The sequence below is a fragment of the Halomonas sp. 7T genome, assembly GCF_025643255.1.
Taxonomy (GTDB): Bacteria; Pseudomonadota; Gammaproteobacteria; order Pseudomonadales; family Halomonadaceae; genus Vreelandella.
Genome location: NZ_CP087112.1, coordinates 1,081,776 through 1,107,155, shown reverse-complemented (window position 1 = coordinate 1,107,155; position 25,380 = coordinate 1,081,776). Strand labels below are relative to the sequence as shown.

Annotated in this window: 24 protein-coding genes; 11 read left to right on the top strand and 13 right to left on the bottom strand. The window is 54.2% G+C overall.

Annotated elements, in window-relative coordinates; all coding sequences use genetic code 11:
• Positions 1 to 24 precede the first annotated feature (24 nt).
• The 4 genes from LOS15_RS05055 to LOS15_RS05040 form a co-directional block, all read right to left on the bottom strand.
• Positions 25 to 1,863, bottom strand: a complete 1,839-nt coding sequence (locus tag LOS15_RS05055; protein WP_263068553.1) for an SLC13 family permease — start codon at positions 1,861 to 1,863, stop codon at positions 25 to 27.
• 184 nt (positions 1,864 to 2,047) lie between these two features.
• On the bottom strand, positions 2,048 to 2,851 hold the full coding sequence (locus tag LOS15_RS05050) for an enoyl-CoA hydratase-related protein (RefSeq protein WP_263068552.1): 804 nt from the start codon (positions 2,849 to 2,851) through the stop codon (positions 2,048 to 2,050).
• A complete protein-coding gene (locus LOS15_RS05045) occupies positions 2,848 to 5,025 on the bottom strand; it encodes an acetate--CoA ligase family protein (protein WP_263068551.1) in 2,178 nt (725 codons plus the stop codon). Before LOS15_RS05045 ends, LOS15_RS05050 begins: the two co-directional genes overlap by 4 nt.
• Positions 5,026 to 5,061: 36 nt before the next feature.
• Positions 5,062 to 5,871 carry an enoyl-CoA hydratase/isomerase family protein gene (locus tag LOS15_RS05040; protein WP_263068549.1) on the bottom strand — a complete coding sequence of 270 codons (810 nt, stop codon included), beginning with the start codon at positions 5,869 to 5,871 and terminating at the stop codon, positions 5,062 to 5,064.
• 179 nt (positions 5,872 to 6,050) lie between these two features.
• Between LOS15_RS05040 and LOS15_RS05035 the strand changes: the two genes are divergently transcribed.
• Positions 6,051 to 6,947, top strand: coding sequence for a MurR/RpiR family transcriptional regulator (locus LOS15_RS05035; protein ID WP_263068548.1), 897 nt, complete (start codon positions 6,051 to 6,053; stop codon positions 6,945 to 6,947).
• A gap of 92 nt (positions 6,948 to 7,039) precedes the next feature.
• On the opposite strand, the gene LOS15_RS05030 is transcribed toward LOS15_RS05035, so the two are convergent.
• Complete coding sequence (locus LOS15_RS05030; protein WP_263068547.1) at positions 7,040 to 8,017, bottom strand: NADPH:quinone reductase; 978 nt, start codon at positions 8,015 to 8,017, stop codon at positions 7,040 to 7,042.
• A 159-nt stretch (positions 8,018 to 8,176) separates the two neighbouring features.
• Between LOS15_RS05030 and LOS15_RS05025 the strand changes: the two genes are divergently transcribed.
• Both LOS15_RS05025 and nfo read left to right on the top strand, forming a co-directional pair.
• Complete coding sequence (locus tag LOS15_RS05025) at positions 8,177 to 8,944, top strand: glycerophosphodiester phosphodiesterase family protein (protein WP_263068546.1); 768 nt, start codon at positions 8,177 to 8,179, stop codon at positions 8,942 to 8,944.
• Positions 8,945 to 8,952: 8 nt separating this feature from the next.
• On the top strand, positions 8,953 to 9,813 hold the full coding sequence (gene nfo / locus LOS15_RS05020; RefSeq protein ID WP_263069633.1) for a deoxyribonuclease IV: 861 nt from the start codon (positions 8,953 to 8,955) through the stop codon (positions 9,811 to 9,813).
• Here nfo and LOS15_RS05015 read toward each other — a convergent pair.
• A complete protein-coding gene (locus LOS15_RS05015; protein WP_263068545.1) occupies positions 9,783 to 10,370 on the bottom strand; it encodes a helix-turn-helix domain-containing protein in 588 nt (195 codons plus the stop codon). The genes nfo and LOS15_RS05015 overlap by 31 nt on opposite strands.
• 159 nt (positions 10,371 to 10,529) lie before the next feature.
• Between LOS15_RS05015 and LOS15_RS05010 the strand changes: the two genes are divergently transcribed.
• Together LOS15_RS05010 and LOS15_RS05005 are read left to right on the top strand one after the other, a co-directional pair.
• Positions 10,530 to 11,948, top strand: a complete 1,419-nt coding sequence (locus tag LOS15_RS05010) for an amidase (RefSeq protein ID WP_263068543.1) — start codon at positions 10,530 to 10,532, stop codon at positions 11,946 to 11,948.
• A gap of 116 nt (positions 11,949 to 12,064) precedes the next feature.
• On the top strand, positions 12,065 to 13,300 hold the full coding sequence (locus LOS15_RS05005; RefSeq protein WP_263068542.1) for a benzoate/H(+) symporter BenE family transporter: 1,236 nt from the start codon (positions 12,065 to 12,067) through the stop codon (positions 13,298 to 13,300).
• Between the two features lie 51 nt (positions 13,301 to 13,351).
• Here LOS15_RS05005 and LOS15_RS05000 read toward each other — a convergent pair whose 3' ends face one another.
• Positions 13,352 to 13,786, bottom strand: a complete 435-nt coding sequence (locus tag LOS15_RS05000; RefSeq protein WP_263068541.1) for a hypothetical protein — start codon at positions 13,784 to 13,786, stop codon at positions 13,352 to 13,354.
• Positions 13,787 to 14,040: 254 nt separating this feature from the next.
• Between LOS15_RS05000 and LOS15_RS04995 the strand changes: the two genes are divergently transcribed.
• Together LOS15_RS04995 and LOS15_RS04990 are read left to right on the top strand one after the other, a co-directional pair.
• Entirely contained in the window at positions 14,041 to 15,774 is a 1,734-nt protein-coding gene (locus tag LOS15_RS04995; RefSeq protein ID WP_263068540.1) for a proline--tRNA ligase, read from the top strand.
• A gap of 113 nt (positions 15,775 to 15,887) precedes the next feature.
• Complete coding sequence (locus LOS15_RS04990; protein WP_263069631.1) at positions 15,888 to 16,382, top strand: transglycosylase SLT domain-containing protein; 495 nt, start codon at positions 15,888 to 15,890, stop codon at positions 16,380 to 16,382.
• Here LOS15_RS04990 and LOS15_RS04985 read toward each other — a convergent pair.
• Both LOS15_RS04985 and LOS15_RS04980 read right to left on the bottom strand, forming a co-directional pair.
• Positions 16,379 to 17,605, bottom strand: coding sequence for a PqqD family protein (locus LOS15_RS04985; protein WP_263068539.1), 1,227 nt, complete (start codon positions 17,603 to 17,605; stop codon positions 16,379 to 16,381). The two genes, LOS15_RS04990 and LOS15_RS04985, sit on opposite strands and share 4 nt — an antisense overlap.
• 9 nt (positions 17,606 to 17,614) lie before the next feature.
• A complete protein-coding gene (locus LOS15_RS04980; RefSeq protein WP_263068538.1) occupies positions 17,615 to 17,926 on the bottom strand; it encodes a hypothetical protein in 312 nt (103 codons plus the stop codon).
• 221 nt (positions 17,927 to 18,147) lie between these two features.
• On the opposite strand from LOS15_RS04980, the gene LOS15_RS04975 reads away from it, so the two are divergent.
• The 4 genes from LOS15_RS04975 to LOS15_RS04960 are packed head-to-tail and all read left to right on the top strand — an operon-like array spanning position 18,148 to position 22,545.
• Positions 18,148 to 18,825, top strand: coding sequence for a Cupredoxin (locus LOS15_RS04975; protein ID WP_263068537.1), 678 nt, complete (start codon positions 18,148 to 18,150; stop codon positions 18,823 to 18,825).
• A gap of 11 nt (positions 18,826 to 18,836) precedes the next feature.
• Positions 18,837 to 21,176, top strand: coding sequence for a putative bifunctional diguanylate cyclase/phosphodiesterase (locus LOS15_RS04970; protein ID WP_263068535.1), 2,340 nt, complete (start codon positions 18,837 to 18,839; stop codon positions 21,174 to 21,176).
• A 16-nt stretch (positions 21,177 to 21,192) separates the two neighbouring features.
• On the top strand, positions 21,193 to 22,050 hold the full coding sequence (locus LOS15_RS04965) for a DUF3034 family protein (protein ID WP_263068533.1): 858 nt from the start codon (positions 21,193 to 21,195) through the stop codon (positions 22,048 to 22,050).
• 45 nt (positions 22,051 to 22,095) lie between these two features.
• Complete coding sequence (locus tag LOS15_RS04960) at positions 22,096 to 22,545, top strand: group I truncated hemoglobin (protein ID WP_263068532.1); 450 nt, start codon at positions 22,096 to 22,098, stop codon at positions 22,543 to 22,545.
• Here LOS15_RS04960 and LOS15_RS04955 read toward each other — a convergent pair.
• From LOS15_RS04955 to LOS15_RS04940, 4 genes are all read right to left on the bottom strand, one after another.
• Positions 22,529 to 23,680: a sensor domain-containing diguanylate cyclase gene (locus LOS15_RS04955; RefSeq protein ID WP_263068531.1), complete on the bottom strand. Its 1,152-nt coding sequence runs from the start codon at positions 23,678 to 23,680 to the stop codon at positions 22,529 to 22,531. The genes LOS15_RS04960 and LOS15_RS04955 overlap by 17 nt on opposite strands.
• Positions 23,674 to 24,186 (bottom strand): hypothetical protein, encoded by a 513-nt coding sequence (locus tag LOS15_RS04950; RefSeq protein ID WP_263068530.1) that lies wholly within the window; start codon positions 24,184 to 24,186, stop codon positions 23,674 to 23,676. The genes LOS15_RS04955 and LOS15_RS04950 overlap by 7 nt, the downstream gene beginning before the upstream one ends.
• Positions 24,187 to 24,383: 197 nt before the next feature.
• Positions 24,384 to 24,509 (bottom strand): cytochrome c oxidase subunit CcoM, encoded by a 126-nt coding sequence (gene ccoM / locus LOS15_RS04945; RefSeq protein ID WP_263068528.1) that lies wholly within the window; start codon positions 24,507 to 24,509, stop codon positions 24,384 to 24,386.
• A gap of 227 nt (positions 24,510 to 24,736) precedes the next feature.
• Positions 24,737 to 25,255 carry a peptidylprolyl isomerase gene (locus LOS15_RS04940; protein ID WP_263068527.1) on the bottom strand — a complete coding sequence of 173 codons (519 nt, stop codon included), beginning with the start codon at positions 25,253 to 25,255 and terminating at the stop codon, positions 24,737 to 24,739.
• Positions 25,256 to 25,380: the final 125 nt, after the last annotated feature.

Below are 25,380 nucleotides of genomic sequence, written 5' to 3'. Positions count from 1 at the left end.
ATAACTGGCTGTTTCGAAGCTGGATTAAAGCGGCCACACCCAAAGGATCATGGGTATTGCAACCGCAAGTACTACAAGGGATAACGGCAGCCCCAGTTTCCAATAGTCACCAAATCGATACCCGCCAGGGCCAAGGACCAGGGTATTCGACTGATGGCCGATAGGGGTTAAAAACGCGCAGGAAGCACTCACCGCTACAACCATCAAAAAAGGATCCATGGAGACATCAAAGCCGCTCGCTAAGCTTGCCGCTATGGGTGCCATTAATAGCGCGGCGGCAGCATTGTTAACCACATTGGAAAGCAGCATAGAGATAATAAACAGGCCAACCAACGAGATAATAACGGGCCATTCGACGCCAAACCTTAGCAGTGCATCAGCGATAATTTTAGCGCCACCGCTCGTCTCCAGCGCTTCCCCCACGGGCAACATGGCGGCCAGCAGTACAATCACCGGGCCATCAATGGCTTGATAGCCCTCCCGCAACGGCAGCACGCCGATAAGTAGCGAGATTAATGCCGCCGTACTCATCGCAACCGCTGCGGGTAACACATCAAACAGCATGGCCATAATGGCTAATGCAAAGATGCCTATCGACATCGCCAATTTGCGCGGCTGGCCCAAATTCAGCTCGCGGTTAGCCAAGGGAAGGCACCCTAAGGTAGATAAGCTTTCGGAAATTTCATTTTCGCTACCTTGGAGCAACAACACATCGCCGGTCTGAAAACGAATATCCCTCAGGCGCTGCTTCAAGCGCCCGCCATCCCGCGCTACAGCGACTAAATGTAGGCCGAACTGCTGGTTTAAGCGCAGCTGACGCACACTACGATTCACCATTATGGAGTCGTTACGCACAACGGCTTCGATGAGCTGCAACCCTTCGGTATCAACGGGCTGACGTTCATCGCCTTTCTCCATGTCATCGCTCTGCTCTTGATCCTCCTCTGGCTCTTCCGGCTCGGCAATAGCGCTCAGGCCCACTTTGTCTTCTAGTAGTTTCAGCTCGTCTGGGCCTGCCTCAAGGAGCAGAATATCGCCCTCTTTAAGCACCCCATGAAAGTTATAGCCAGCCCGTCGGTCGTCGTCGCGCACCACTGCCAGCACTGGAATCGTCTCTTCCAACTCGTCATGCAACTGCTGCAGCGTAAGCCCGTTCGCTTTGGAAGCTTCCGTGACGTTCAGTTCCACTAAATAATTAGCGGTATCAAACATTTCTTCCGTTGATGCTTGGCCACTGCGCTTTGGGGTTAAGCGCCATCCCACTAAAACGATAAAGGCCAGACCGATTAACGCGACCACCACCCCCACCGGTGAAAAGCTAAACATGCCGAAACTTTCCCCGGTTACGCTGCCGCGATAGGTGGCAATGATAATATTGGGTGGCGTGCCAATCAGCGTGGTTAGCCCACCCAGCAGCGAGCCAAACGCCAGAGGCATTAATAGCAGTGAAGGTGACGTGTTATGTTCACGGGCCAAGCGCATCGCCACAGGCAGCAGCAACGCCAATGCGCCGACATTATTCATCATGCCAGAAAGCACGACAACGGTGCCTACCAGCGCCAGGAGTTGAAGGAGTAACCGCTCGCCGACCCTCAGCACTTGATTGGCAATAATATCCACGACGCCAGAGCGCTCAAAGCCACGGCTAAGTACTAGTACAGCCGCTACCGTGATCACGGCGGGATGACCAAATCCCTTAAACGCATCGTCGGCGGGGACTAAGCCAAGCATGACAGAGCCAAGCAAAGCGGCAAGCGCTACTAAATCATAGCGAAAGCGACCCCACATAAAAGCGATCAAGGTAACGCCCAATACCATAAATACCAATGTGCTAGGCGCTAGCCTCAAACTATCCCATGCCATACCTTCACCACCTCCCTATGTTGCGAATATCCATTGAGCACGCCACATAGTGAGCGACGCATCAGCCATGAAATCAGAAGCAATGACTATACGACCGTAAAGCTTCTAAAAACAGCGACATCCGCTAAACAAGTAATAACGCCTGGCTTAGCCAGGCGTTATTCAACATCGTGAAGGTAGTGATTTACTTTTTCATGCTGGCCAGCAGCCGCTCAACGGCCTCAAGGTGTTCAGGCTCGTTGTGGCACATACCCTGGAACACCGCACACACATCTAAAAAGCCTTTTAGCTCCATCGTGGGCGCCATTTTCATTAGCCGCTTTGTAAGGCGCGTTGCTTTGGGGGGCTGAGCGGCTATGCGGCTGGCATGCGCCATGGCGGTCGCCATCAAGTCGTCTGGTTCAACAACCTCTAGCACGACGCTATACGAAAGAGCCTCATCGGCGGTGATAATTCGTCCAGAAAGCGTCAGCTCAAAGGCGCGCTGATAGCCTATTTGGCGCTGCATAAACCATGCACCGCCATCGCCTGGAATGATTCCTAAATTAAGAAAGGTTTCGCCAAATTTAGCGCGGCTTGAGGCAATACGTATATCCGCCATATTGGCTAAATCAAACCCTGCGCCAATCGCAGCCCCGTTAACCGCGGCAATAATCGGCACCTCCACCCGGTCAAGTGCCAGCGGCATTCGCTGAATACCGTTACGATAACGCTCGGCCACCTCAGCCACATCACCGGCAAAGTCACCGCCTCGCTCGGCCATGTCTTTCACGTTGCCGCCGGCGCAAAAGGCCGACCCTGCGCCGGTTATGACCAACACGGAAACCTCTTGGCAACGGTTTACCCACTCAGCGGTCGCTACAATGTCATCGACAAGCTGAGTGCCCGTTAGCGCATTACGCACGTCATGGCGATTTAAGGTTAGCGTTGCGACGCGGTTTTCAAGGGTGATGGTGGCATCGACTAGCTCGGGTAACGCTTGGCTCATTGATCACGCTCCACAATAATTCGGGCATCTACCACGGCGTAGCCTGTTGCATGGCTCTCGGGATAGGCAATAACAGGGTTTAAATCTAGCTCATGGATACTAGGGTACGCTTCAACTAAACGAGACACCTGCACCAGCAGCGACGCTAGCGATTTTTTATCAACACCTGCGGCACCGCGTACCCCTGCAAGCACCTTTTGCGCTTTAATCTGGTTAATCATTGACTCTGCATCAGCTTGGCTGAGCGGAAGCGCACGAAATGCTACATCTTCTAGGACTTCAACGAAGACGCCGCCTAGACCAAACATCATGACCGGGCCAAAAATCGGGTCCCGCAACATGCCAATGATCACCTCTACACCTTTATCGGCCATCGGCGTCACCAGGACCCCTTCAATCTGCGCCTCAGGGTCATAGGCATAGGCGCTATTGATGATTTCCTGATAAGACGCGCGCAGCGCAGCTTCGCCCACCAGATTTAGCTTCACCCCGCCAGCGTCAGATTTATGCAGAATGTCCTTCGAAACAATCTTCATAGCCAGCGGCTGATCACCAAAGTGACGTGCGATATCCCCCAACGCATCAATGCTGGTGGCAAGCCGCTCATCAGGCACTGCAATACCATGCTGCGCTAGCAGCGCTTTCGCTTCAAACTCCAGCAGATCACGCTTCTCATCTCGGGCGTTTTTCAACATAGCCTGCCCTGCTGCCAAGGGCAGAACCGGGTCAGCAGCGACACGCACCGCTTGACCAGCAAGGTACTCACCTCGCTCACCCAACGCTGAAAGCACCCTAACCGCGTGCTCAATAGAGGCGTATACCGGCAGGCCCGCCTCATGCAAGCGCCTAAGTGCGGGTGGCTTAATGGGTGCATACAGACTGTAAATAACCAGCGGTTTTTCGTTGGCCTTGGCCCGTTCAATCATCGCTTCAGCGCCGCGCATCTCATCGCCCATTAGCGACTCAGCAAAGCGCATGCTGTAGCCGCCAAACATGCCGACCAAGAACACGCTATCTACGCCCTCATCCGCCATGACGATATCAATACAGCGCGCCAATAGCGAAGGATTCGCATCTGATGAGCCTGCCACATCCACCGGGTTGAGCGTAGACGCTTGGGGCAGTAGCACGCTGCGCAACGCCGCACGGGTATCGTCAGAGAGCTCTGCCAGCGCCAAACCGGCCTCTGCTAGGCGGTCGGCTGCAATCGTCGCTTGGCCACCGCCGTCTGAGATTACCGCCACACGCTTACCAGAGGCTTTCTGCAGCCGCCCCAAACCTTCCGCTACAGGCAGAATTTCATCTGAATACTGCACCACGCTGACCCCGGCTTGGCGCAGCAGATCCACGGTCATTTGATAGCTACCTGCCAGCGCACCGGTATGGGAACTGGCCGCTTTTTGACCCTGTTCGGTGGCGCCAGACTTGTACACCACCACCGGCTTCATCGCCGTTACCTCCCGCGCAACATCTAAAAACTTTCGACCATCACGAAAGCCTTCCACATACAGCGTCGCTACTCGCGTATGCTCATCTTCTCCCAGGTAGCGCAGGTAATCATTAAAGCCAATATCACTTTGATTTCCTGGGCCGATGTAAGTACTGAAACCCACTTGCCCGTTGTGCTGCGCCTCAAGGGCCAGTGACAGCAGCATATTGCCCGACTGGGAAACAATCCCAATATCGCCAGGGGTGACGTTATCCAGCGCCAGCAAATTAATTTTGTGGTGCAGGTTAAACATGCCCGAGGTGTTGGGGCCGATAATTCTCACGCCGTGGGCGCGGGCTGCCTCCATCATTTCTGCTTCCAGCGCCGCGCCTGCCTCGCCGGTTTCACCAAAGCCACTGGCTAAAATGACAGCCCCTTTAACGCCTCGACGACCACACTCGGCAATTAGCCCTGGCACCGTGGCGGCAGGGGTACACAGAAGCGCCAGCTCAGGATTACCCGGCACCTCACTGATGGAAGGCCAAGCCTTCACGCCTAGGATAGTGTCGGCTTTCGGATTGATTGGATAAATAGCGCCTCGGTAACCGCCTTTTACTAGCCCGACCATAGCTTTATAGCCGCGCTTGGTAGGGTCAGCAGAGGCGCCAACAACGGCAATGCCCGTAGGCGCCAAAATAGCGTGTAATGGGCTGAGCAACGGGAGGTGACCTTCAATCGTGTTCATGATGCTACCTGTCTTAAAATACGGAAAAAATAGTGACTACTGGCCTTGAAAATCGGGCTTGCGGCGTTCGGCAAACGCATCGACGCCCTCTTGCCAATCCTCCGTGGTAGAACAGGTAAACACCGCATCTAATTCCTGCTGCAGCTGACTCTCTAAACTGGTGTGGCCACCCCTGTTCACTAAGGGCTTTAACATCGCCATCGAAACAGGCGCCTGGCGGGCCAGCTTTTCTGCTAACGCCAACGCTTCTGATAGCAACTCGGTTTGGGGGTGGCTAGCCAGCGCTAGTCCAATCGTTGCCGCCTCGGCCCCAGAAATTTTATCGCCAAGATAGAGCAGTCGACGCGCCTGACTGAGCCCTACCAACTGAGGCAACAGCTTGGAAACCCCACCCCCAACGCAGGTGCCGATGCTGGTTTCAGGGAAACCAATCTGTGCCTCATTAGCCATCACAATAAAGTCGCAAGATACCGCCATTTCCGCGCCCGCCCCAAGGGCATAACCATTCACTGCGGCCACCACGGGCTTGTTGAGCTTGATAATCGCTTCGCATACATCGTTACCTAGCTGTAAATACGCCCGGCGTTGAAAAAGCGTGCGCGCCGCACCGCCATGGGCTTTCATATCCGCCCCCACGCAGAATGCCCGCCCCTCACCGGTAAGCACCACCGCCCTTACATCGGGCGTTTGGGCAGCGTACTGCAGCACGTCTAACAGCTCACGGTAGAGCACTTCGATCACTGCGTTCAGACGCTCCGGTCGATTAAAGCGCACTTCCAAGACGTAGTTATGCTGAGAGACCAGCAGCGTTTCGTAGCAGGGCAATGTACGGTCAGCGGAGGACATCGTATTTTTAAAACCTCTAAGAACTGAGCATCAAAAAGAAACATACGTTCTATTTTTTAGAAAAAAAGAAACATATGTTTTGCCAACAATAGGGTATCCAACACAAATCAGTCAATACATGCGTATCAAAAACATTTATTATTGGCACAAACGTTTTATATTACTTTTGGGAGCACGCCATGCCTGACGCTTACCCCCCCTACCCAACGGGCCTGGACGAGATTCATCAGCGGCTTGCTGAAAGCTACCCCGCACTAAGTCCTCAGCTAAAACGTGCCGCTAGCCACGTGCTGGAACACCCCATCGACATCGCCTTTCAATCTATTCGCAAAACCGCCGCAGCCGCAGGCGTCACGCCCTCTACGCTGGTGCGTTTGGCCAAGCGGCTCAACTTTGAAAGTTACGAGCAGTTCAGGGAGGTGTTTCAGTCGGCTGTTCAAGCCGCTCCGGTTGAGCTAAGCGGGCGCGCCAATAAGCTCAAGCATCAGGCTGGTCAGCCTGAAGATACGCTGTTTGTTGAGGTGGGTGATGCCGCGTTTGATAATATTGGCCGTCTCTTTACGGCTGATAACCAAACCCGCGTAAAGGACGCCGCCCGGCGAATTTTGGCAGCGCGCAAAGTCGCCGTTGTTGGATTTCGAGATACCTTTGCCTGCGCCTATCACTTTGCCTATGTAGGGCGGATTGCAATGCCTGACGTGACGTTAATTCGTGGCCTGGAGGGCGGTTTGCTGACTGAGCTGGACCATTTCAATGAACAAGACATCGTGGTAGCGTTTGGCTTCGAACCTTACTGCGCGGAAACGGTAAAAGCACTTGAAGTGACACGCGCCAACGGCGTACAGGCCATTGTCATTACCGACACGCTTCGCTCTCCGCTGGTGCCCGGGGCCTGCGTAACGTTTACTGTTGCTAACGCAACACCGCACTTTTTTCCTTCCATTTTGTCGGCGATTACTTTAAGTGAGGCGATATTGGCAGAGTGTGTCGCCTTTGGTCCTGATCAACTGGTTGATAACGTCGCCAGTTTTGAAAACCGGATGCGCAGAATGGGGGCTTATGTAGACGTGGATTAAGTAGCCTTTTGATAGACCAAGTGGCACCCGCTCGGCTAGGAAGCGGGTAGCCAGGCCAGGGTGCAAAAGAGCACCCCTTTGATTAATACCCTCTAGGGTAACAGAACGGTTGAACCTGTCGTTTTGCGGCTCTGTAAGGCATCTTGCGCTTTGCCCGCCTCCTGCAGTGGGTAGCGGTTGGCAACATCAATCTTAAGCTTGCCGCTCTCAATCATGGCAAAGAAGTCTTCACACATCATCTCTAGGCGTTCGCGGGTATCGGCGTAGCCATTCAGGCTTGGCCGGGTCACAAACAGCGCGCCTTTTTGGTTAAGAATGCCGATATTCACCCCATCCACAGGGCCAGAAGCATTACCAAAGCTCACCATCAGTGCGCGGGGTTTTAAACAGTCCAGCGACATTTCCCAGGTATCTTTGCCTACAGAGTCATAGACCACATCGCACATTTCGCCGTTAGTCAGCTCGCGTACCCGCTCCACGACGTTCTCTTTGGTGTAGTTAATCGTCGCCCAGGCGCCATTCGCAATGGCAAGATCCGCTTTCTCTTGAGAGCTAACGGTGCCGATTAGCTTAACGCCTAACGCTTTAGCCCACTGACAGGCAATGGAGCCAACTCCCCCGGCCGCCGCATGGAACAAAATGGTTTCACCGCCTTTTAACTCGTAGGTTTGGCGTAGCAAATACTGAACGGTTAAGCCTTTCAGCATGCTGGCAGCGGCCGTCTCAAAATCAATAAAGTCCGGCAATTTAACCACTTTAGCAGCAGGCAGTGTATGTACCTCGGCGTAGGCACCCAGCGGGCCTTGGGCGTAGGCCACGCGGTCACCGGCCTTTAAGTGGGTAACTCCCTCACCGACCGCGTCGACCACGCCAGCCCCTTCAGTGCCCAGGCCTGAGGGCATAGACGGCGCCGGATACAGCCCGGTGCGGAAGTAGATATCAATAAAGTTAAGCCCTACCGCCTTATTAACAATACGTACTTCACCAGCAGCAGGCGTTGCGGGCTCAACATCTACCCACTCCAACACCTCTGAACCACCGGTTTTGGAAAACTCTATGCGTTTAGCCATACTTCGAACTCCTTGTTATTAATTGGACGTACCTTGTACCGCTATCCAAACGCGTCGCCACCAATAAATCAAGCAATAGCCTATGTACGGCGACACACCCATGTCATGCAGCCATGCTAGACTTCCCAACCTACTTGGTTACATTTAGAAGGCTGTGATATGACGCATCCAGCAATCAACTTGCCCACCCTTATTGCCCACCGTGGCTATTCAGCCGCGGCGCCAGAAAACACCTTAACAGCGGTTCGTGCCGCCTATGATGCAGGCGCCACCTGGGTAGAATTGGATGTTCAGCTGCTGGGCGATGGTGCGCCGGTTATTTGGCACGATAGCGATGTTAGCCGCTGCTCCGACGGCCGTGGAGAGCTTGCCACAATGACCTGGCAGCAGGCACAGCGCTTAGACGTTGGCAGTTGGTTTGGCGATGGTTTTTCTGGGGAGAAAATGGCCAGCCTAGAAGCGATGCTTGCGCTGCTTAATGAGCTAAACATGGGAGTGAATTTAGAGATTAAGGTCAATAAAGGCCGCGATCCCATCGCCCTCGTCGACACCGTCATGCCAAGTGTGTTGGCAGCTTTACCCGCCGAGCGATTAATCGTTTCATCATTTGATCCCGTCGCGCTTGCCCACTGCCGCCATTTTGCGCCTAAAGAAGCGCTTGCGCTTGGGGTGCTGTTCGGTAGCACGCCCAAAGAGTGGCGCGCCCAATGCGAAGCGGTAGAAGCCTTTAGCATTCATGCGCATTGGCCGCATTTAAAGCGCTCCCAGGCCGACGCCATGCGAGAAAATGGCTATCAGATTTTGTGTTATACCCCCAACGACCCAAGTGCTTTTGATAGCCGCTGGGCGTGGGGTATCGCCAGCGCTATAACTGATGAGCCCGCCGCTTTCCAGCGCTACCTTAATAACCGACGCCAGCACGGCTAAGGAAAATGATGAAATACTTAGGCGCCCACGTCAGTGCCGCAGGCGGTGCAGACCAAGCCGTTACCCGTGCCGTGGAAATCGGTGCAACGGCGTTTGCTCTGTTCACTAAAAATCAGCGTCAGTGGAAAGGCAAACCGCTTACCGACGAGGCTATTTTAGCGTTTAAGCAAGCCTGTCAAAGGCACGGCTTTGGCCCCGAGCAAATTTTGCCCCACGACAGCTACCTGATTAACCTTGGCCACCCGGAAGCCGAGGGGCTGGAAAAATCCCGCGCTGCGTTTTTAGACGAAATGCAGCGTTGCGAGCAGTTGGGGCTCACGCTGCTCAATTTTCACCCCGGCAGCCATTTAAATAAGATCAGCGAGTCCGATTGCCTCAAGCGGATTGCTGAGTCGCTCAACGAAGCGCTAAGCCATACTCAAGGCGTCACAGCAGTCATCGAGAACACCGCAGGCCAAGGCACTAACCTTGGCTGGCGTTTTGAGCATCTGGCGGAAATCATCGAACACGTCGACGACAAAACCCGGGTTGGCGTCTGTATTGATACTTGCCACGCCTTCGCTGCGGGGTATGACTTACGCACCGCCGACGCCACCCAAGATACGCTGAATGAGCTTGGCAAGGTGGTGGGCTTTGAATTTTTGCGGGGTATGCACCTTAACGATGCCAAAAGCGCCTTTGCCAGCCGCGTTGATCGCCACCACAGCTTGGGGAAAGGCAATATCGGATTAGCTGCGTTTACCACTATCATGCAGGATGCTCGCATTAGCGGCATTCCCATGATCTTAGAAACTGTTGAACCCGAGATCTGGGCCGATGAGCTTAACTGGCTGCGCGCTCAGGCGCCGGAAGCGGCCCCTGGTAGATAGTGAATCACATCGTGAAAGCGTAACCGCGTGGCGGTGTTATTACGCATGGCGTGGGGCCTGTCGGCAAAAAAGCGCAGCCCCTCGCCCACTCGAAGGGTTTGCCAGCGTTCATCAATGCGCAGCTCCATTTCGCCTTCTACCACCACAATATGCTCCACAACCCCGCTGGCGTGGGCTGATGATTCACTCATCGCACCGGGCGCTAGCTCAATCATAAACATTTCAAAGCCCAGCAGCGGATCGTAAGGGAACAGCAGCCTTGCCTGCATCCCCACGCTATCCTCTCCCCATACCGATTCCCAGCCATCCCGATGCAGCTCCCCCAGCGCGGGCTTATCACCATCAAATAACCGAGAGAATGAGACTTTAAAACCGCTGGCGATCTTCCAAAGGGTAGACACCGTCGGGCTAGACTCCCCCCGTTCAATCTGACCCAACATCGCTTTGCTTACTCCGGTAGCCCCTGCAGCACGGTCGAGGCTCCAGCCACGCTCTTTACGAAGCTGTTTAACGGTTCCTGCGATATGTTCAGCAATAGTATGGGGCGCGCTTGCCATTGGGCTCTCCTTTAATGAGGTTAGTTAGTTTACCGACTACTTGCCCTTACAGTATGGCCCGATTGGCAACTTGGTTTTCGCCCCCATTTTGCAGACTCACGCCCGCTTGCCTAGGCTTACATGAGGTTTATTGTATTAACGAAGCGCAAGGAGCGATCAATGAGCGATACCGACCTAGGCCTAATGGACGCCCGCTCGCTAGCCAACCTCTACGAATCCCAGCAGGCCTCACCCTTAGAGGCAACCCGAGCGGCCCTTGGGCGCATTGAGCAGTTTAACAAACAGGTAAACGCTTACGTGTATGTGGATACAGAGGGCGCTGAAAGCGCTGCCAAGGCTTCGGCAAGGCGCTGGGGGCAAGACAAACCGTTGAGTCCAATCGATGGCGTTCCCATTTCTATTAAGGATCTTACCCAGGTAGCAGGTATGCCCTGCCGAGAGGGGTCGCTCACCACCTCAGATGCGCTCTGCGATACCGATGCACCACCCGCCAGAATGCTACGAGAAGCAGGCGCAATTATTCTTGGCAAAACCAACACCCCTGAATTTGGCTGGAAGGCAGTCACGGATAACCGGGTCTTTGGCGCTACCGCTAACCCTTGGGATACGCGGCTGACAGCGGGCGGCTCTTCCGGTGGGGCCGCTGCGGCGGCGGCGCTGAATATGGGTGTGCTCCACCAAGGAGGTGACTCTGGAGGGTCTATCCGAATTCCCGCAGCATTTACCGGCGTTTTTGGTTTTAAGCCCACGTTCGGCTGGACGCCCCAATGGCCGCCTTCTAAAGAACCCAGCCTTTCGCATTTAGGGCCACTTACCCGCTCGGTGAAAGATGCGGTCAGCATGCTCAACGTTATGGGCCGCTACGATTATCGCGACCCCTACGCCACACGAGGCCAGCCAGAGTGCTGGGGTGAGGATTTGGATAAAGGCCTGGAAGGTTTGCGTATTGGCTTTTCAAGCGACTTAGGCTATGCCCAAGTTGACCCGCAGGTAGCGGCACGGGTGCGAGAAGCTGCCGATAAACTGGCGGCACTTGGCGCGGAAGTGGTTGAGGTGAATCCGGGTTTCGAATCGCCGCTGGATACGTTCCGCAAGCTATGGTTTACCGCTTCACTGGAACAGTGGTCACAAATGAGCAGTGCCCAGCGGGAATTACTTGACCCAGGCTTAGTCGCCAATGCTAAAAAAGCGGAACGCTGGTCAGCGGTTGAGTTATTTCGCGCTCTTGCCGACCGTGCCACGCTCACCCAGCGGCTGGAGTATTTTAATCAGCAGTACCACCTATTGATGACCCCCGCTGTCACTCTTCCTGCGTTTGATATCAATCATGAAGTTCCCCCGGGCAGCAACATGCGCGACTGGGAAGAGTGGGCGGCGTTTAGCTATCCGTTTAACCTAAGCCAGCAACCCGCCGCTTCGGTGCCCTGCGGTTTTACCGAACAAGGCTTACCAGTAGGTTTTCAACTAGCAGGCGGTAAATATGACGATAAACGCGTGCTGAGAGCGTGTCACGCCTATATGCAGGCGCATCCACCTCGCTTCCCGAGCATCCCGAACCCCGCTCACTTCGCAAGTTAATCGCACTTTGATGCCATCAAACTTCCAGCACCTCCATTGTGCGTTATGACGCACAATGGTAGCCTTACGCTTTGTGCGCTATAGCGCACATTTATGCGCGTAAGTGAGGTCCCCCAATGGAAGCGCCAAACAACACCACTAAGCCTTCGGCCATCACCACACCCAAAACCGCATTTTGGCACGATATGAGCCTGTCGACCGTTACCGCAGGTTGCGTCGCGGTCATCATTGGCTACACCAGCTCCGCAGCCATTATCTTTCAGGCAGCTGCCGCTGCGGGTGCCAGCGCGGCGCAAATCAGCTCGTGGCTGTGGGCGCTGGGAGTAGGCATGGGGCTTACGTCATTAGGACTTTCTCTGCGTTACCGCATGCCGCTTTTAACCGCGTGGTCTACTCCAGGGGCGGCGTTTCTGGCCACTAGTCTTGCCGGCATTCCTATCGAAGAAGCAATCGGGGCATTTTTGTTCTCAGCGCTACTGATCACACTGTGCGGGGTAACGGGACTGTTTGAACGCTTAATGCGTCACATCCCCAGCGCTATTGCTTCCGCGATGCTAGCCGGGATTCTGCTGCGTTTTGGGCTAGAGCTTTTTAACGTGATGGAACGTCAGTGGCTGCTGCCCCTGTCCATGTTAGCTGCCTGGGTGGCGGGTCGCCGTTTGTGCCCAACGCTTGCGGTACCTTGCGTGCTGCTCACCGGCATACTAGTTGCCGTGTTTCTTGGGCAAATAAATTTGCAGGGACTGCCACTCACCCCTGCAACACCGGTATTCACGGCCCCTATTTTCAACCCCTCAACGCTGATTGGCATTGGCATACCCCTGTTTGTGATCACCATGGCGACTCAAAACCTACCCGCGATGGCAGTGCTAAGAGCAGCAGGTTATCGGCCTAACAGCTCGCCATTAATTGGTTTCACGGGCGCTGCCACCTTGCTTCTCGCGCCCTTTGGCGGCTATGCGCTTAATATGGCGGCTATCAGCGCGGCGGTATGCATGGGGCCAGATGCGCACGCAGATCCACAGCGTCGCTACACAGCTGGGGTCGCAGCGGGCGTACTGTATATCCTCATGGGCATTTTTGGCGCCACGGTCACCGGCATTTTTAATGCCTTACCTAGCGTATTAGTGATGTCGCTAGCAGGTATTGCGCTACTGAGCACACTAAGTAGCGGCCTCGCCGGCGCCTTTGAGAGTAGCGAACAGCGTGATGCTGCTATTGTCACGTTTTTGCTTACCGGGTCAGGCATTTCACTGCTGGGAATTGGGGGCGCCTTTTGGGGGCTAGTGGCAGGATTGATAGTGCTGAAATTTACCACGATCAGAAAAGCTAGCGCTGTTAAAGCGCTTTGAACGAAAACGCCCCTAGCCGTTAGCTACGGCTAGGGGCGTTCATTGAAGCGCTTACATGGTGGCTAAACGCTCCTCATCCAGCACGCCTGACATCCTAACCATCGCAAGCGCTTCATCTAAGCTATCCACTTCTTCAATCATGACCAGCTCACTTTCCAAACTAACGGGCTGACCCGCTTTATCCGACAGGAGCTTCTCAAGTGACGCTACATCCATCGCATCATTCAAATGATGCACATCTACCGATGCGCTACTATGGCTGGGCAGATAGATAGTGCCATTTGAGAAATCAACTGCATACGCAATAACACCCGGCACAATAAAGAACAGCAAACCAACGCCGTTCGCGATGGCAACTACCGGGTCTACATCGCCACTTAACTGCCCTTTTCGTTCAGGATGAAAAAGTGTTCCACACCCACTGAGTGCTACGATGGAGACACCTACCATCGCCCCCGCTAGCCAACGGCGCAATGCTTGCTGCATGAAAATTTCCTCACTGTTCTAACCTACCGATAGCTGGTGGCAATGCCACATGAGACACCAATTGACGATCGCTATCGAGCCAAAAATCTGATCAAGCTTAGCACAATTTAACCTAAGCGTTGCTAAGCGAAAGAGTTAGGATTTTGCCGCCTTACCCGCTTAGCCGTACAATGCCGGATTCAACGCTCGATTAAGCGCTACGTTCGACACAACGATTCAGCATCACCGCTACTAACCAAGGAATGCTCACGCCCATGCGCGCCAGCCAATTATTGATTGCGACATTAAAAGAAACCCCGGCCGACGCTGAAGTCATCAGCCACCAGTTAATGCTGCGCGCCGGGATGATCCGCCGTCTCACCTCGGGCCTGTATACCTGGCTGCCCCTGGGGCTACGCACCCTGCGCAAGGTGGAAGCCATTGTTCGCGAAGAGATGAACCGTGCCGGCGCCCAAGAAGTATTAATGCCCGCCGTTCAGCCTGCCGACCTGTGGCAGGAATCGGGCCGCTGGGAGCAGTACGGCCCTGAGCTGCTGCGTTTAAAAGATCGCCATGACCGCGACTACTGCGTGGGGCCTACCCATGAAGAAGTCATCACTGACCTAGTGCGTAAAGAGATCGCCAGCTACAAGCAGCTACCGGTGAACTTCTACCAGATTCAAACCAAATTCCGCGACGAGATCCGCCCACGCTTTGGCGTGATGCGCTCGCGTGAATTCATCATGAAAGATGCCTACTCCTTTCACCTGGATGAAGCCTCGCTCAAAGAGACTTACCAAGGCATGTACGACGCCTATTCACGTATTTTCACCCGCCTGGGCCTCGACTTCCGCCCGGTCATTGCCGATAACGGCTCCATTGGCGGCACGGGCTCTCATGAATTCCACGTGCTGGCCGACTCCGGCGAAGACGATATCGTCTTCTCCAACGCGTCTGATTACGCTGCTAACATCGAAAAAGCTGAAGCGCTGCCCGCACCCTTAGGCAGCAACGTTGAACGTGCGGCCCCCAGCGAAGAGCTGCGTTTGGTTGATACACCGGATGCCAAAACCATCGCCACGCTGGTAGAGCAGTTCAAGCTGCCCATTGAGAAAACCGTCAAAACGCTGATGGTTCACGCAGCGGAAGGCGGCCTCATTGCGCTGCTGGTACGCGGCGACCACGAACTCAACGAAGTCAAAGCGGAAAACCTGCCTCAGGTAAAAGCCCCGCTAACCATGGCCAGCGAAGAGGAAATTCGTGCCGCTGTGGGTGCAGGCCCGGGTTCTTTAGGCCCCGTCGGTTTAGAAATGCCGATCATCATCGACCGCAGCGTTGCCTTAATGAGCGACTTCGGCGCGGGTGCCAACGTCGATGGCAAGCACTACTTCGGCATCAACTGGGAGCGTGATGCTGCCCTGCCCCAGGTCGCTGACCTGCGTAACGTCGTAGAAGGCGACCCGTCACCCGATGGCCAAGGCACGCTCTCGATCAAGCGCGGCATCGAAGTCGGCCACGTATTCCAGCTTGGCCAGAAGTACTCCGAAGCGATGAATGCCAGCGTGCTAGGCGACAACGGCAAAACCAGCCACCCGTGGATGGGCTGCTATGGCATTGGCGTCACCCGCGTGGTAGCCGCTGCTATTGAGCAGAATCACGATGAATCCGGGATCATCTGGCCCAACGCCATCGCACCGTTCCAGGTCGCACTTGTTCCCATGAACGCGCATAAATCTCAGCGCGTGCGTGAAGAGTCTGAGCGCCTCTACCAAACGCTGACCGCCGCTGGTTTAGATGTACTGCTGGATGACCGCGACACCCGCCCCGGCGTGAAGTTTGCCGACCTGGAACTAATGGGCGTACCTCACCGCTTGGTCATTGGCGACCGTGGCTTGGACAACGGCGAACTGGAGTACAAAGGCCGTCGCGATAGCGAAGCGACGATGATCCCTGCTGAGAAAATTGTCGATTTCCTGCGTGAGCAGGCGGGCCTTATCAACGCAGAGTAAGCGGGACCATGTCACTGAGATTGCCGTGGCAGCGTTTACAGCGCAAGCGGCTACATGTGAAAAGCGTCAGTCAGTGGATACTAGTGGGCAGCCTTGCAGCGGCTGCCCACCCTATGCAAAGCGCCGCCCAAGAACCGCTGCGCCTAACGTTTGAAACCGCTGATCAACAAACGCCCCAGGCTCAGTGGCAGCTGCAGCAGTGGCGCAGCCGAATGGATGCGCCGCTTGCCCGCTTTATCGCATCGCCTGAACGGCGGCACACGCTGCTGACTCGCCTTTACCGTGAGGCGCGGTTAGCTGGGCTACCGCCCGAACTGGTACTGGCGTTAATTCAGGTAGAAAGCGCCTTTAACGCCGATGCCGTTTCATCTGCCGGTGCCGTCGGCTTAATGCAGATCATGCCTTTTTGGGTAGAGGAGCTTGGCCTACCCATGGATGACCTTACCGAACCGAACCGCAACCTGCGCTACGGCTGCACTATTTTGGCCCACTACCTGGCCGTTGAACGGGGCGATTTCACCCGTGCACTGGCGCGCTACAACGGTAGCCTGGGGCAGACCTGGTATCCTGAGCGGGTGCTGAAAACATGGCGTGACTATTGGCGCTAAGCAGTAGACAACGGCTCGCACGCCTCATGAATTAAACCGACGTGATCCAGATTAGCCAGCAGCTGCGCCATATCACGCTTTATCTGCATCAATCCCACCCCGCCAAAGAATTCGTCAAGCGTTTCACTCACATCTTCCAGCGTCAGCGGCTCGTGTTTAAGCAGTTCCCAAACGGCACGACTGGTCGCGTTCATACGGTGAACATCTCCTCCCGATTGCCCAATGACAAATAGCTCATCGCCAACTAGCCACTCGCATGCCGCCGGGCTCGTTTGCCAACAACGCGCGTCATCAAGTGAGAGCGCAGCGCATGCAGGACGATTCTCGGCGCCCATGGGCTGCGTTGCAGGCGTATCAGCTTGAAAGGACTGCCCCTGCCACCGCTTGGTTAGCCAAACAGCTGCCTCATAAGCATCGGGATAGCACAGTAAAAAACAGGGCAGCTTCTGCAGAATGGGAAGAAAGCGCTCAATCAACGCTTGGTCTAGCTCGTGTTCCGCAAAATTCTGCTGCAACAGCTGCCAAAGACCGTCCCCCGGCTGCAAGCGCGTTAACTGGGGGCTTGATAGTGAGTGGTCACGATCAATCAACAAAATAGCACCCAGCGGACGCTTATCACCATGCGCGGCTAAGCGAGAAGCAGGCAGCCGCAAATAGCCATAGCGCTCATCAAAGGGGCCAAGATGGCAGGCCACAAAGTGCTGAAAGTCGGTGGCCAGCGTTTCAGGCAGTGGCAGCCGAAGCCGGGGCGCAACCCCCAAAGCAATGCCCTCACCCTGCTGGTTGAGCGCCAGCACATCGTCGCCGAACACGCGGTAGCCAGCGGCTGCAAACGCGGATGTTAACGTGCTCTTACCCGCCCGATGAGCATCTGGAAAAATCACCAGCTGGCCGTTAATTTCCACAGACCCGCAGTGCAGGCCAACAAGCTCTGGATGCTTACGTAAAAATGCGCCGGCGACATCGGCAATGACACTGCACGCAGTCCCTACCGGCGTATCCAGCAGCATGCCTTGGGGTAGCGCTGGCGCTTCCTGCCAATACCCTTCTGAATGGCGCCAAACGCAAATATCAGGCGTCGCTTTCTGCGTCACACAAGGCGTGAGGGGCCAGCCCAGCATTGCTTGACGAAGTGTAGGCAATAATGGCTCTGCCTCCACTAAGCGTAAACAGGGGCCGAGACCTTCCAAGGCATAATCGTTGAAAGCGGCTGATGTAAGCACGGCCTCCTCCTACCAGCGTGGCAATAAGCGGCTAAGGCGAATTTCGATTACCCCACCACTGTCGAAGCGCGAGGGCCGGGGACGATCGTAGCGGGAGTAGTGCGGACGTTTATGCCGTGGCCGAGAATAGCTTGGCCGAGAATAGCTAGGACGGGAATAGCTAGGCCGCGAGTAGCTAGTACGTGAGTAGCGGGCTTCTGCTTGATTCAAGGAAAGTAGCGTAGGGGCAACGTAAAGCGCAGCAGCGCCTAGCCCTAAACGTGCTAGTACTTGGCGGCGCGAACGACGCTTTGTTAGTAGATCATCCGTCTCGTTACTCATGATGTTTCTCCAGTCTCGGCTAGTCAACAGATTATCGAACACTGTTTCTGAAACAACTTTAAGCCCTGTCCTGCAGAAGACACCATACGGTTGGGACGACTTCCCTATTATTTACTCTTTTTTAACACTCTGTGAGTACATCGTTAATGCGATAACATGACTTTTCAGTGCAATAACGACATGATAAGACACTACAGTTGACGTTAATTAGGTCTATCGCCATGCCCCTAACGCGTAAAACGATGGGTCTACGCCATGTTGCATGGCCGCTCATTACTCTTGCCGCATTATTCAGCGTTCACACTAACGCGGCTACGGTGAACGTTATCGATACTGACGGCTTCCCGTTAGAGCATGCAGTGATCGAGGTCTACATTGAGCGTGCAGCCTCACCAGCACCCGCTGAGAAAAACATCATTCAACGGGATGCCGCTTTCCACCCTACTGTCACTACGGTCCCTACTGGCAGCTATGTCGCATTTCCAAATGAAGACACCACGCGACATCATGTATTTTCGTTTTCTGAGGCTAAACCCTTTGATCTGGAACTCTTTCTAAATGAAACGCCGCCACCTATTCACTTTGATCAACCGGGTGTAGTGGTATTGGGGTGCAATATTCATGATCAAATGCAGGCATTTATCGTGGTGAGCGATGCTCCCTATGCTGCGCTCACCCAGGGTGACGGCACGCTCAACCTGCCTATGCTACCGGAAGGCTCACATCGTATGCGGGTATGGCATAGTCGTATGGATGATAGCCAAAACGTTTGGTGGGAAGGTGAGATCCGTCATCAAGACAATATCACCGTTGAACTAGAACTCAATGCGGTGCCGCGACAGCCACCCACGCTGTCGCCCCTGCAGCAGCGTTTTCAAAATGCTACGCACAGTCACTAACTGAGGTGACCATGCGCTTTCGCACTCGTTTAACACTCGTGCTGTTAACGGTTGTTATCATTTCGCAACTTGCCACTGGCGCTGCCTTTTTACGCGCTACCCAAAATGATGCGCTTGCAAAAGGCCAGCAGCGTTTAGAGGTTGGCGCCCGCGTTTTTCAACAGTTGCTCGACATTCGTGGTGAGCAACTCCGGGATAATGTCGCGATTTTAGCGGATGATTTTGGGTTTAAAAGCGCAGTGGCCACTCAAGATACCGCAACGCTCTACTCCGTACTCGCCAACCACGGCGACCGCGCCCAAGCCGATATGGTCATGCTCAGCGATTTAAGCGGCAATATGCTGGCCAGCAGTCACCATGAGCAGCAAAGTGAGATGCCATTTCCTGAGCTATTTCAGCGTGCTCGGCAAACAGGGAGCGGCGTTGGCGTAGTCATTGACGACGGCCAGCCCTATGAGTTTGTGCTGTTACCGATTCGCGCTCCTAACTTGATTGGCTGGGTAGGTATGGGGTTTTTAATCGATGAAGAGGTGACCCAAGAAATCAATGCCCTTACCGGACTAGAAGCGGGCATCATCACCTACGATTCCGCTGGCGACGTGCGCTATTTGGCGAGTTCTAACCATCAGCAGCTCGCCATGCCACAGGTGAATATCAATGGGGAACAACAGAGAAGCGGCAACTTGACTCGTGGCCAGACGAGCAACGACAAGCGCTATCTGTCCTACTCATCGCCTCTACTTACCGACGAATATTACCAATCATTTGTCGTCATTCAGCTTTCCCGCGATGAGCTGCTAAGTGCCTATAGCCGACTTCAATGGCAACTACTGGGCATTGTGGCTCTCATATTAGTCTTAACCTTAGCGGTGGCAGCGTGGAGTGCCCGCAGCATTAGTAGGCCGCTGATGGCCCTGGCGCAGGCAGCCAAACGCATTGGCCAGGGAGAGCGTGTCGAACGTATTCCAGCAGGGGCTACTGTCGCCGAAACCCACCAGCTAGCGACCACACTGCTTTCCATGCAGGAGGATATCGCCAAGCGCGAAGCGACACTTTTGCATCAATCACGCCATGATCGTTTGACTAACTTACCCAATCGAACGCGCGCGTTTGAGGATATCGAGCAGCGTATCAAGCAGAGCCATGCGTTCACCCTTTTACGCCTCTGGATTAAAGATTTCCGCAGTATCAACGATACATTTGGCTACGAGCTAGGCGATCATTTCTTGGTTAGCCTCGCTCAGCGCATGCACAACCTGCCCTCACCCGCTATGAAGGCATATCGCTTGGACGGCGACGAGTTAATGCTCATGATTCGCCAAAACGCGCTTGAGAAACACCAGCGAGAAGAGATTATGGCGCTTATCAGCGGGCCCATCAGGCTAGATAACTCTTTTATAACGCCTTCGCTAACCACAGGAGAAGTCAGCCACCCCACCCATGGTGATAGTGCCCATATACTGCTACGTCGATCCGACATCGCGCTTGATCAAGCACGGCGCCTGGGTCACCACCACAAACGCTACATTGAAGGCCAAGACGAACAGCACCTTCGCCAATTGATGCTTATCCGAGACCTGCAAAATGCGGTGGATAACAGCGAGTTATGGATGGCGTACCAACCCAAAGTGGACACCGCTACTGGGCATGTTTGCCAATTTGAAGCGCTCATGCGCTGGCGGCATCCGACCCTTGGGTTTGTGCCTCCTGATGAGTTTATCGGCTTGGCCGAGCGCTCGGGTGATATTGGGTTGCTAACTAAATGGATGCTAACGGACGTCTGCCAGCAGTTGCACGCCTGGAAAAATAACAACTTCCATCTCTCTGTGGCAATCAACTTGTCGGCCAGTGACGTCGCTGACCCAAGCCTTCCACAGCATATTCACGAACTGTTAGAGCACTACGGTTTAACAACAGACCAATTAGCCCTTGAAGTAACCGAAAGCGCCGTAATGCAGGATGTTGAAGCCGCGACGAAAACGCTGATGGCGTTAAGCCAGTTAGGGCTGAAAATTGCTGTTGATGACTATGGCACCGGCTATTCATCGCTTGCTCAGATCAAACGTCTGCCGGTTGATGAGCTGAAAATCGATAAATCGTTTGTCCTAAAACTCGATGCCCAGCAAGAGGACCTCACGATTGTCCGCTCGACTATTGAAATGGGCCACAATCTAGGCCTTAAAATCGTCGCGGAGGGGGTGGAAAACAGCGCTAGCGCTATGATCTTGAATCAACTGCGCTGCGACTATCTTCAGGGTTATTGGATTGCTAAACCGATGCCCGCCGAAGATATTACTCGCTGGCTGGGCGCGTTCAAGCCGCTGCAACTCGCCTCAACGGCCACTTACTAATAAACAAGGGGACAACATGCGCAATACCAGCCTATTGATGCAGCGCTTCTTGCTGGCGTTTGCCGCGCTTAGCACTTTGTGGCTGGCAGCGCCCAGTGTGGCGGGTAGCCGTATTTTAGGCACCGGTGCAGTCAGTGCCATTGAGGGCGCAGCCGGCGGTGGATTATCGCCCTGGGCCGTCCTGACCAGCACCGCTAGCGATACCGAAATAGGCGTTACAGCGGCGGCTACGCGGGCTTGGGTTGATGATTACCAGCTCACCGTCACAGGGGCCAGCGTCAACCTATACGATCGACTGGAGCTATCCATTGCCCGCCAATCCCTCGAACTCTCTACTTTGGGTGGAGAGCTTGAGCAGGATATTTATGGAGCCAAGGCCCGGCTATTTGGCGATGTACTCTACCACCCTCTGGGCATCTGGAGTGTCGGCGTGATGCACAAGCGGTTGGTAGATGGCAGTGTACCCACCGCATTTGGGGCTGATGATGTGAGCGGCACGGAGGCTTACCTAAGCGCCAGCAAACTGCTGTTTAACGCTTTTTTAGGTCGCAACGTTCTACTCAACGGCACGCTGCGTAATACGGCGGCAAATCAAGGCGGATTGCTTGGGTTTGGTGGCGACCAGGGCGGTCGCTCATGGATGGCAGAGGGTAGCTTAGGCGTGTTTATCACCCCTAACTGGATAGTTGGCACTGAGTATCGCCAAAAACCCAATAACCTCGGCGTGGCGCAAGAAGACGACTGGCAAAGTGTTTACAGCGCTTACTTTTTTAACAAACACCTATCCGTGACGGGCGCATGGCTTGACCTGGGCGACATTGCGGGGCTGCCTTCCCAACGCGGTGGTTATCTCTCATTACAGGCGGCGTTTTAAAGCGCTTTACCCTTCCACCTTATGCGCTAACAGCAAGGAGCTGCCATGAAGTATCAAGCCTCTACTGCACGCCATCTCTTCATCATCATGGCACTTACCAGCCTGCTGCTCACTGGCTGCGCGCAACCCCACCCGCAAGCCACGCTCTACGACCGTATGGGTGGACAAACCACAATTGATGCGGTGGTGGAAAACCTGCTTTACCGCATTGCCGATGACAACGATATCGTGGGCTACTTTGTTAATAGCAATATTGACCTATTTGCCGAATCGCTGGCGACTCAGCTGTGCGATATCAGCGATGGCCCCTGCACTTACGACGGCCCGCCCATGGACCGCGCCCACCAAACGATGGGGATTACAAACGCGCACTTTAACCGGGTGGTTGAATATCTTGATGCCGCAATGCAGGAAGAAGGCGTCAACCTCGCCGCCCGCAATGACATGCTAGGCCGCTTAGCGCCTCTCTACGATGACATTATGCGCCTGCGCTGATCTGCCAGCCATCACGACCTGCCGCTTTCACGCTATACAGCGCTTTATCAGCCGTTTCATAAGCGTACGCGAAGGTTGTTTCAACCGCTATAAAGCGCACAGCGCCTATGCTGAGCGTTACCTGTTTGTTATCTGGATGGGCGGGGTGGTTAAACTGTTCAGCCGTCAGCCCCGTTATTAACGATTCACAGTACTGCGCTAGCTCGGTGTCATCAGCACACGGTAACACGGCAGCAAACTCATCACCGCCTAGCCGGTAGAGCTTAGCCTCCGTGCCTAACTGCTTTTTCAGCAGGCTGGCCAAACGACGCAATAGCTGATCGCCGGCAGGGTGGCCCAGCTCATCGTTGTACTGTTTGAAGAAGTCGATATCTACCAAGATCAACCCAAGGGGCTGGTTGGCTCTTGCCATAACCTCTTGATGTAGCGCACTGCGGTTGCCAATCCCGGTGAGCGGGTCACGCATAGCTCGCTTCATCCAGGCAATTTTTTGCTCAGTAGCACGCTGCGTCCGGCGCAGTTGGCGCTCATGCATCCCCCAAAAAAGTAACCCCATGATGAAAATAGTCATACTAGAGTAGATAAGCATTTGGCTATGGCGCCGGGTACTTTCCGAGAAGTTATTAATCACCATACCCCGGCGGTCTAACTGATCCATTTCAATGTGCGTTAGGCAGTTAATAGGCTCTAACAGCTCACGCGAGGCAGCCAATGGTGAAAGCGCATCTTGCGTGAGACGCGAGGTAAGCGAGCCCACCGTCGTGACACTAGGCCCCGTGCAAGCATACTCTTGATGATAAACGCTCACGTCCATCAACCCATAGGCGAGATCCAGATTCAATGAAATCGCCTCGATGTTCTCCCCACTCATTGGCTGGTCGTTGAGCAGCGTTTGCTGGGCATTTTGTAGGTAAGCGCGAGAGCGAGTAGCCAATTGCTGGCCTGTTAAGCTGCCTGTTTGGCTAAAGTAGGCCTGGATTTCTGGATACACCCAGCGCGATTCATAAACAATCAGCATCATCAGCGCCATAAAGCTCATCAGGCTTAGCGAAAGCCACGTAACGTAACGGCGTCTTACCCAGCCTGGTTTTTCAGCGGATTCAGGCGATTTTACAGGCTGATTCGCACTCACCATCTGGCCTCTATGCTACGAATCATCCAAACCCAGTCATTAAATTCACGAAGTGAGTTGACATCGCGCGTTCCGTAATCTCGCTCGACCAAGCGAAACGGCCCGCGAGAGCGAAGTGACAGTGGTTCGCCATCCTCTTCAACAATCATGAACCAATTGGGGTCATCCCACCCGCCGAGCGTGACGCTGTAGTCATCCCAGGCTGTGAAATGTAGCTCAGGAGGGATATCACCAAACTGCTCAATCAGGAAATCGCGGAACTCAAAGCCACGCATTTCCACGTCTCGTCCCTGGTAAGGATCAAAAAGCGTAAAAGTGGCGTCTGCCTGCTGGAGTAGCGTTGCGACCGGGAGTTGACGGGTATCATCGCCGTTGATGAGCGTTAACACTTGCGCATGAACACTTGCTAATGGAAAAACGATCAGCAGTAGTAACAAAGAGGCAAAGCCCGCTTTTACCTGCTTTCTAAAACGTTGAGTAAATACAACGCATAAACGAGCAGCGGTCATGGAAAGGAGTTCCCTAATGGCAAGTATTGTCTACAGTAAAAGTACTATACCAGAGCATGACGACTACCGTTTTCAACGCCTATTAACTTAAGACGAAAAGACGGACAAACAAAAAAGCCGGCCCAAGTGGGCCGGCAACAGGAAGCTTACTCGTAAAAGCAAGCCCCCTCCCCTGACGACGGTAACAACCGATAAAACTAAGGCTTTTTACGCTCATCCTTACGAAGATGGTCGCGGATGACAAAGCCAGCCCAACCGATCATAAATGCAATCACTAACGCGATAGTGACTAAGCTAAAAACGACAGTATCATCCCAGTACATGGCTTCCCCTCCCGCCGTGATATATGCATTCATCCTACGGGGTTAACGGAGGGGGAAACTGACCTGGGTCAAGCTTTTAAGATGGCTCAACTAGGACCGGTAAAGAACTTGACGCACATCATTTCTAAGGATGCTAAGCACTTAATTAGCTCGGTAGCCGCACTTAGGGAGGAGGCTTACCTATAACGTCACAGCACTTTGTCTCAGCACTTTGTCTCAGCGTTTTGTCACAAAACTTTGCGGTCTTCCACTTTGCTGTGCTCGGTACCCGGTGGTAACGGGTGACCCTTGGCTAATTCTGCCCGGGTAGCCTCTCTTACGTCTAACACGGTTACTTGGTAGCGAAGGGTATGTCCTGCCAGGGGATGGTTGGTATCCACCGTGACCTGCTCACCGTCAATACTCAGCACCGTGACAATTTGCGGCCCGGCTTCTCCTTCGGTTTGGAACCGGCTACCGGGTTCAAGCTCAGCGCTACCAAACGACGCTCGGCTTACCTCTTGCACCAAGTCATCATTGCGCACTCCGTACGCTTCGGCGGGGGCTAACGTGACACGAAGCTCTGCTCCTGCCTCTTTTCCCTCTAGCGCACGCTCCAGGCCAGGTAGGATATTATTGTGGCCGTGTAGGTACTCCAACGGCGTACTACGCGCCTGGGAGTCATCCAACACGTGGGTACTACCATCGTGAAGTACGTCGCTGAGTACATAGTGTAAGGTCACTACCTGATGTGCCGTAATCGACATGGAAAACTCCTCTCCGGTAAGCTGTGGGCGTTGTCATGGAGTGCTAACCATGAACCCTGAGCCTAGTCTAACACCGACCGGTTTTTGAGCGGGCCTCGACACTGACGTTTTCTTTTTTGGAGTGT

Coding starts and splice junctions, on each gene's coding strand:
- LOS15_RS05055 (WP_263068553.1), bottom strand. CDS start 1,863: ATGGCATGGGATAGTTTGAGGCTAGCGCCTAGCACATTGGTATTTATG.
- LOS15_RS05050 (WP_263068552.1), bottom strand. CDS start 2,851: ATGAGCCAAGCGTTACCCGAGCTAGTCGATGCCACCATCACCCTTGAA.
- LOS15_RS05045 (WP_263068551.1), bottom strand. CDS start 5,025: ATGAACACGATTGAAGGTCACCTCCCGTTGCTCAGCCCATTACACGCT.
- LOS15_RS05040 (WP_263068549.1), bottom strand. CDS start 5,871: ATGTCCTCCGCTGACCGTACATTGCCCTGCTACGAAACGCTGCTGGTC.
- LOS15_RS05035 (WP_263068548.1), top strand. CDS start 6,051: ATGCCTGACGCTTACCCCCCCTACCCAACGGGCCTGGACGAGATTCAT.
- LOS15_RS05030 (WP_263068547.1), bottom strand. CDS start 8,017: ATGGCTAAACGCATAGAGTTTTCCAAAACCGGTGGTTCAGAGGTGTTG.
- LOS15_RS05025 (WP_263068546.1), top strand. CDS start 8,177: ATGACGCATCCAGCAATCAACTTGCCCACCCTTATTGCCCACCGTGGC.
- nfo (WP_263069633.1), top strand. CDS start 8,953: ATGAAATACTTAGGCGCCCACGTCAGTGCCGCAGGCGGTGCAGACCAA.
- LOS15_RS05015 (WP_263068545.1), bottom strand. CDS start 10,370: ATGGCAAGCGCGCCCCATACTATTGCTGAACATATCGCAGGAACCGTT.
- LOS15_RS05010 (WP_263068543.1), top strand. CDS start 10,530: ATGAGCGATACCGACCTAGGCCTAATGGACGCCCGCTCGCTAGCCAAC.
- LOS15_RS05005 (WP_263068542.1), top strand. CDS start 12,065: ATGGAAGCGCCAAACAACACCACTAAGCCTTCGGCCATCACCACACCC.
- LOS15_RS05000 (WP_263068541.1), bottom strand. CDS start 13,786: ATGCAGCAAGCATTGCGCCGTTGGCTAGCGGGGGCGATGGTAGGTGTC.
- LOS15_RS04995 (WP_263068540.1), top strand. CDS start 14,041: ATGCGCGCCAGCCAATTATTGATTGCGACATTAAAAGAAACCCCGGCC.
- LOS15_RS04990 (WP_263069631.1), top strand. CDS start 15,888: ATGCAAAGCGCCGCCCAAGAACCGCTGCGCCTAACGTTTGAAACCGCT.
- LOS15_RS04980 (WP_263068538.1), bottom strand. CDS start 17,926: ATGAGTAACGAGACGGATGATCTACTAACAAAGCGTCGTTCGCGCCGC.
- LOS15_RS04975 (WP_263068537.1), top strand. CDS start 18,148: ATGCCCCTAACGCGTAAAACGATGGGTCTACGCCATGTTGCATGGCCG.
- LOS15_RS04970 (WP_263068535.1), top strand. CDS start 18,837: ATGCGCTTTCGCACTCGTTTAACACTCGTGCTGTTAACGGTTGTTATC.
- LOS15_RS04965 (WP_263068533.1), top strand. CDS start 21,193: ATGCGCAATACCAGCCTATTGATGCAGCGCTTCTTGCTGGCGTTTGCC.
- LOS15_RS04960 (WP_263068532.1), top strand. CDS start 22,096: ATGAAGTATCAAGCCTCTACTGCACGCCATCTCTTCATCATCATGGCA.
- LOS15_RS04955 (WP_263068531.1), bottom strand. CDS start 23,680: ATGGTGAGTGCGAATCAGCCTGTAAAATCGCCTGAATCCGCTGAAAAA.
- LOS15_RS04950 (WP_263068530.1), bottom strand. CDS start 24,186: ATGACCGCTGCTCGTTTATGCGTTGTATTTACTCAACGTTTTAGAAAG.
- ccoM (WP_263068528.1), bottom strand. CDS start 24,509: ATGTACTGGGATGATACTGTCGTTTTTAGCTTAGTCACTATCGCGTTA.
- LOS15_RS04940 (WP_263068527.1), bottom strand. CDS start 25,255: ATGTCGATTACGGCACATCAGGTAGTGACCTTACACTATGTACTCAGC.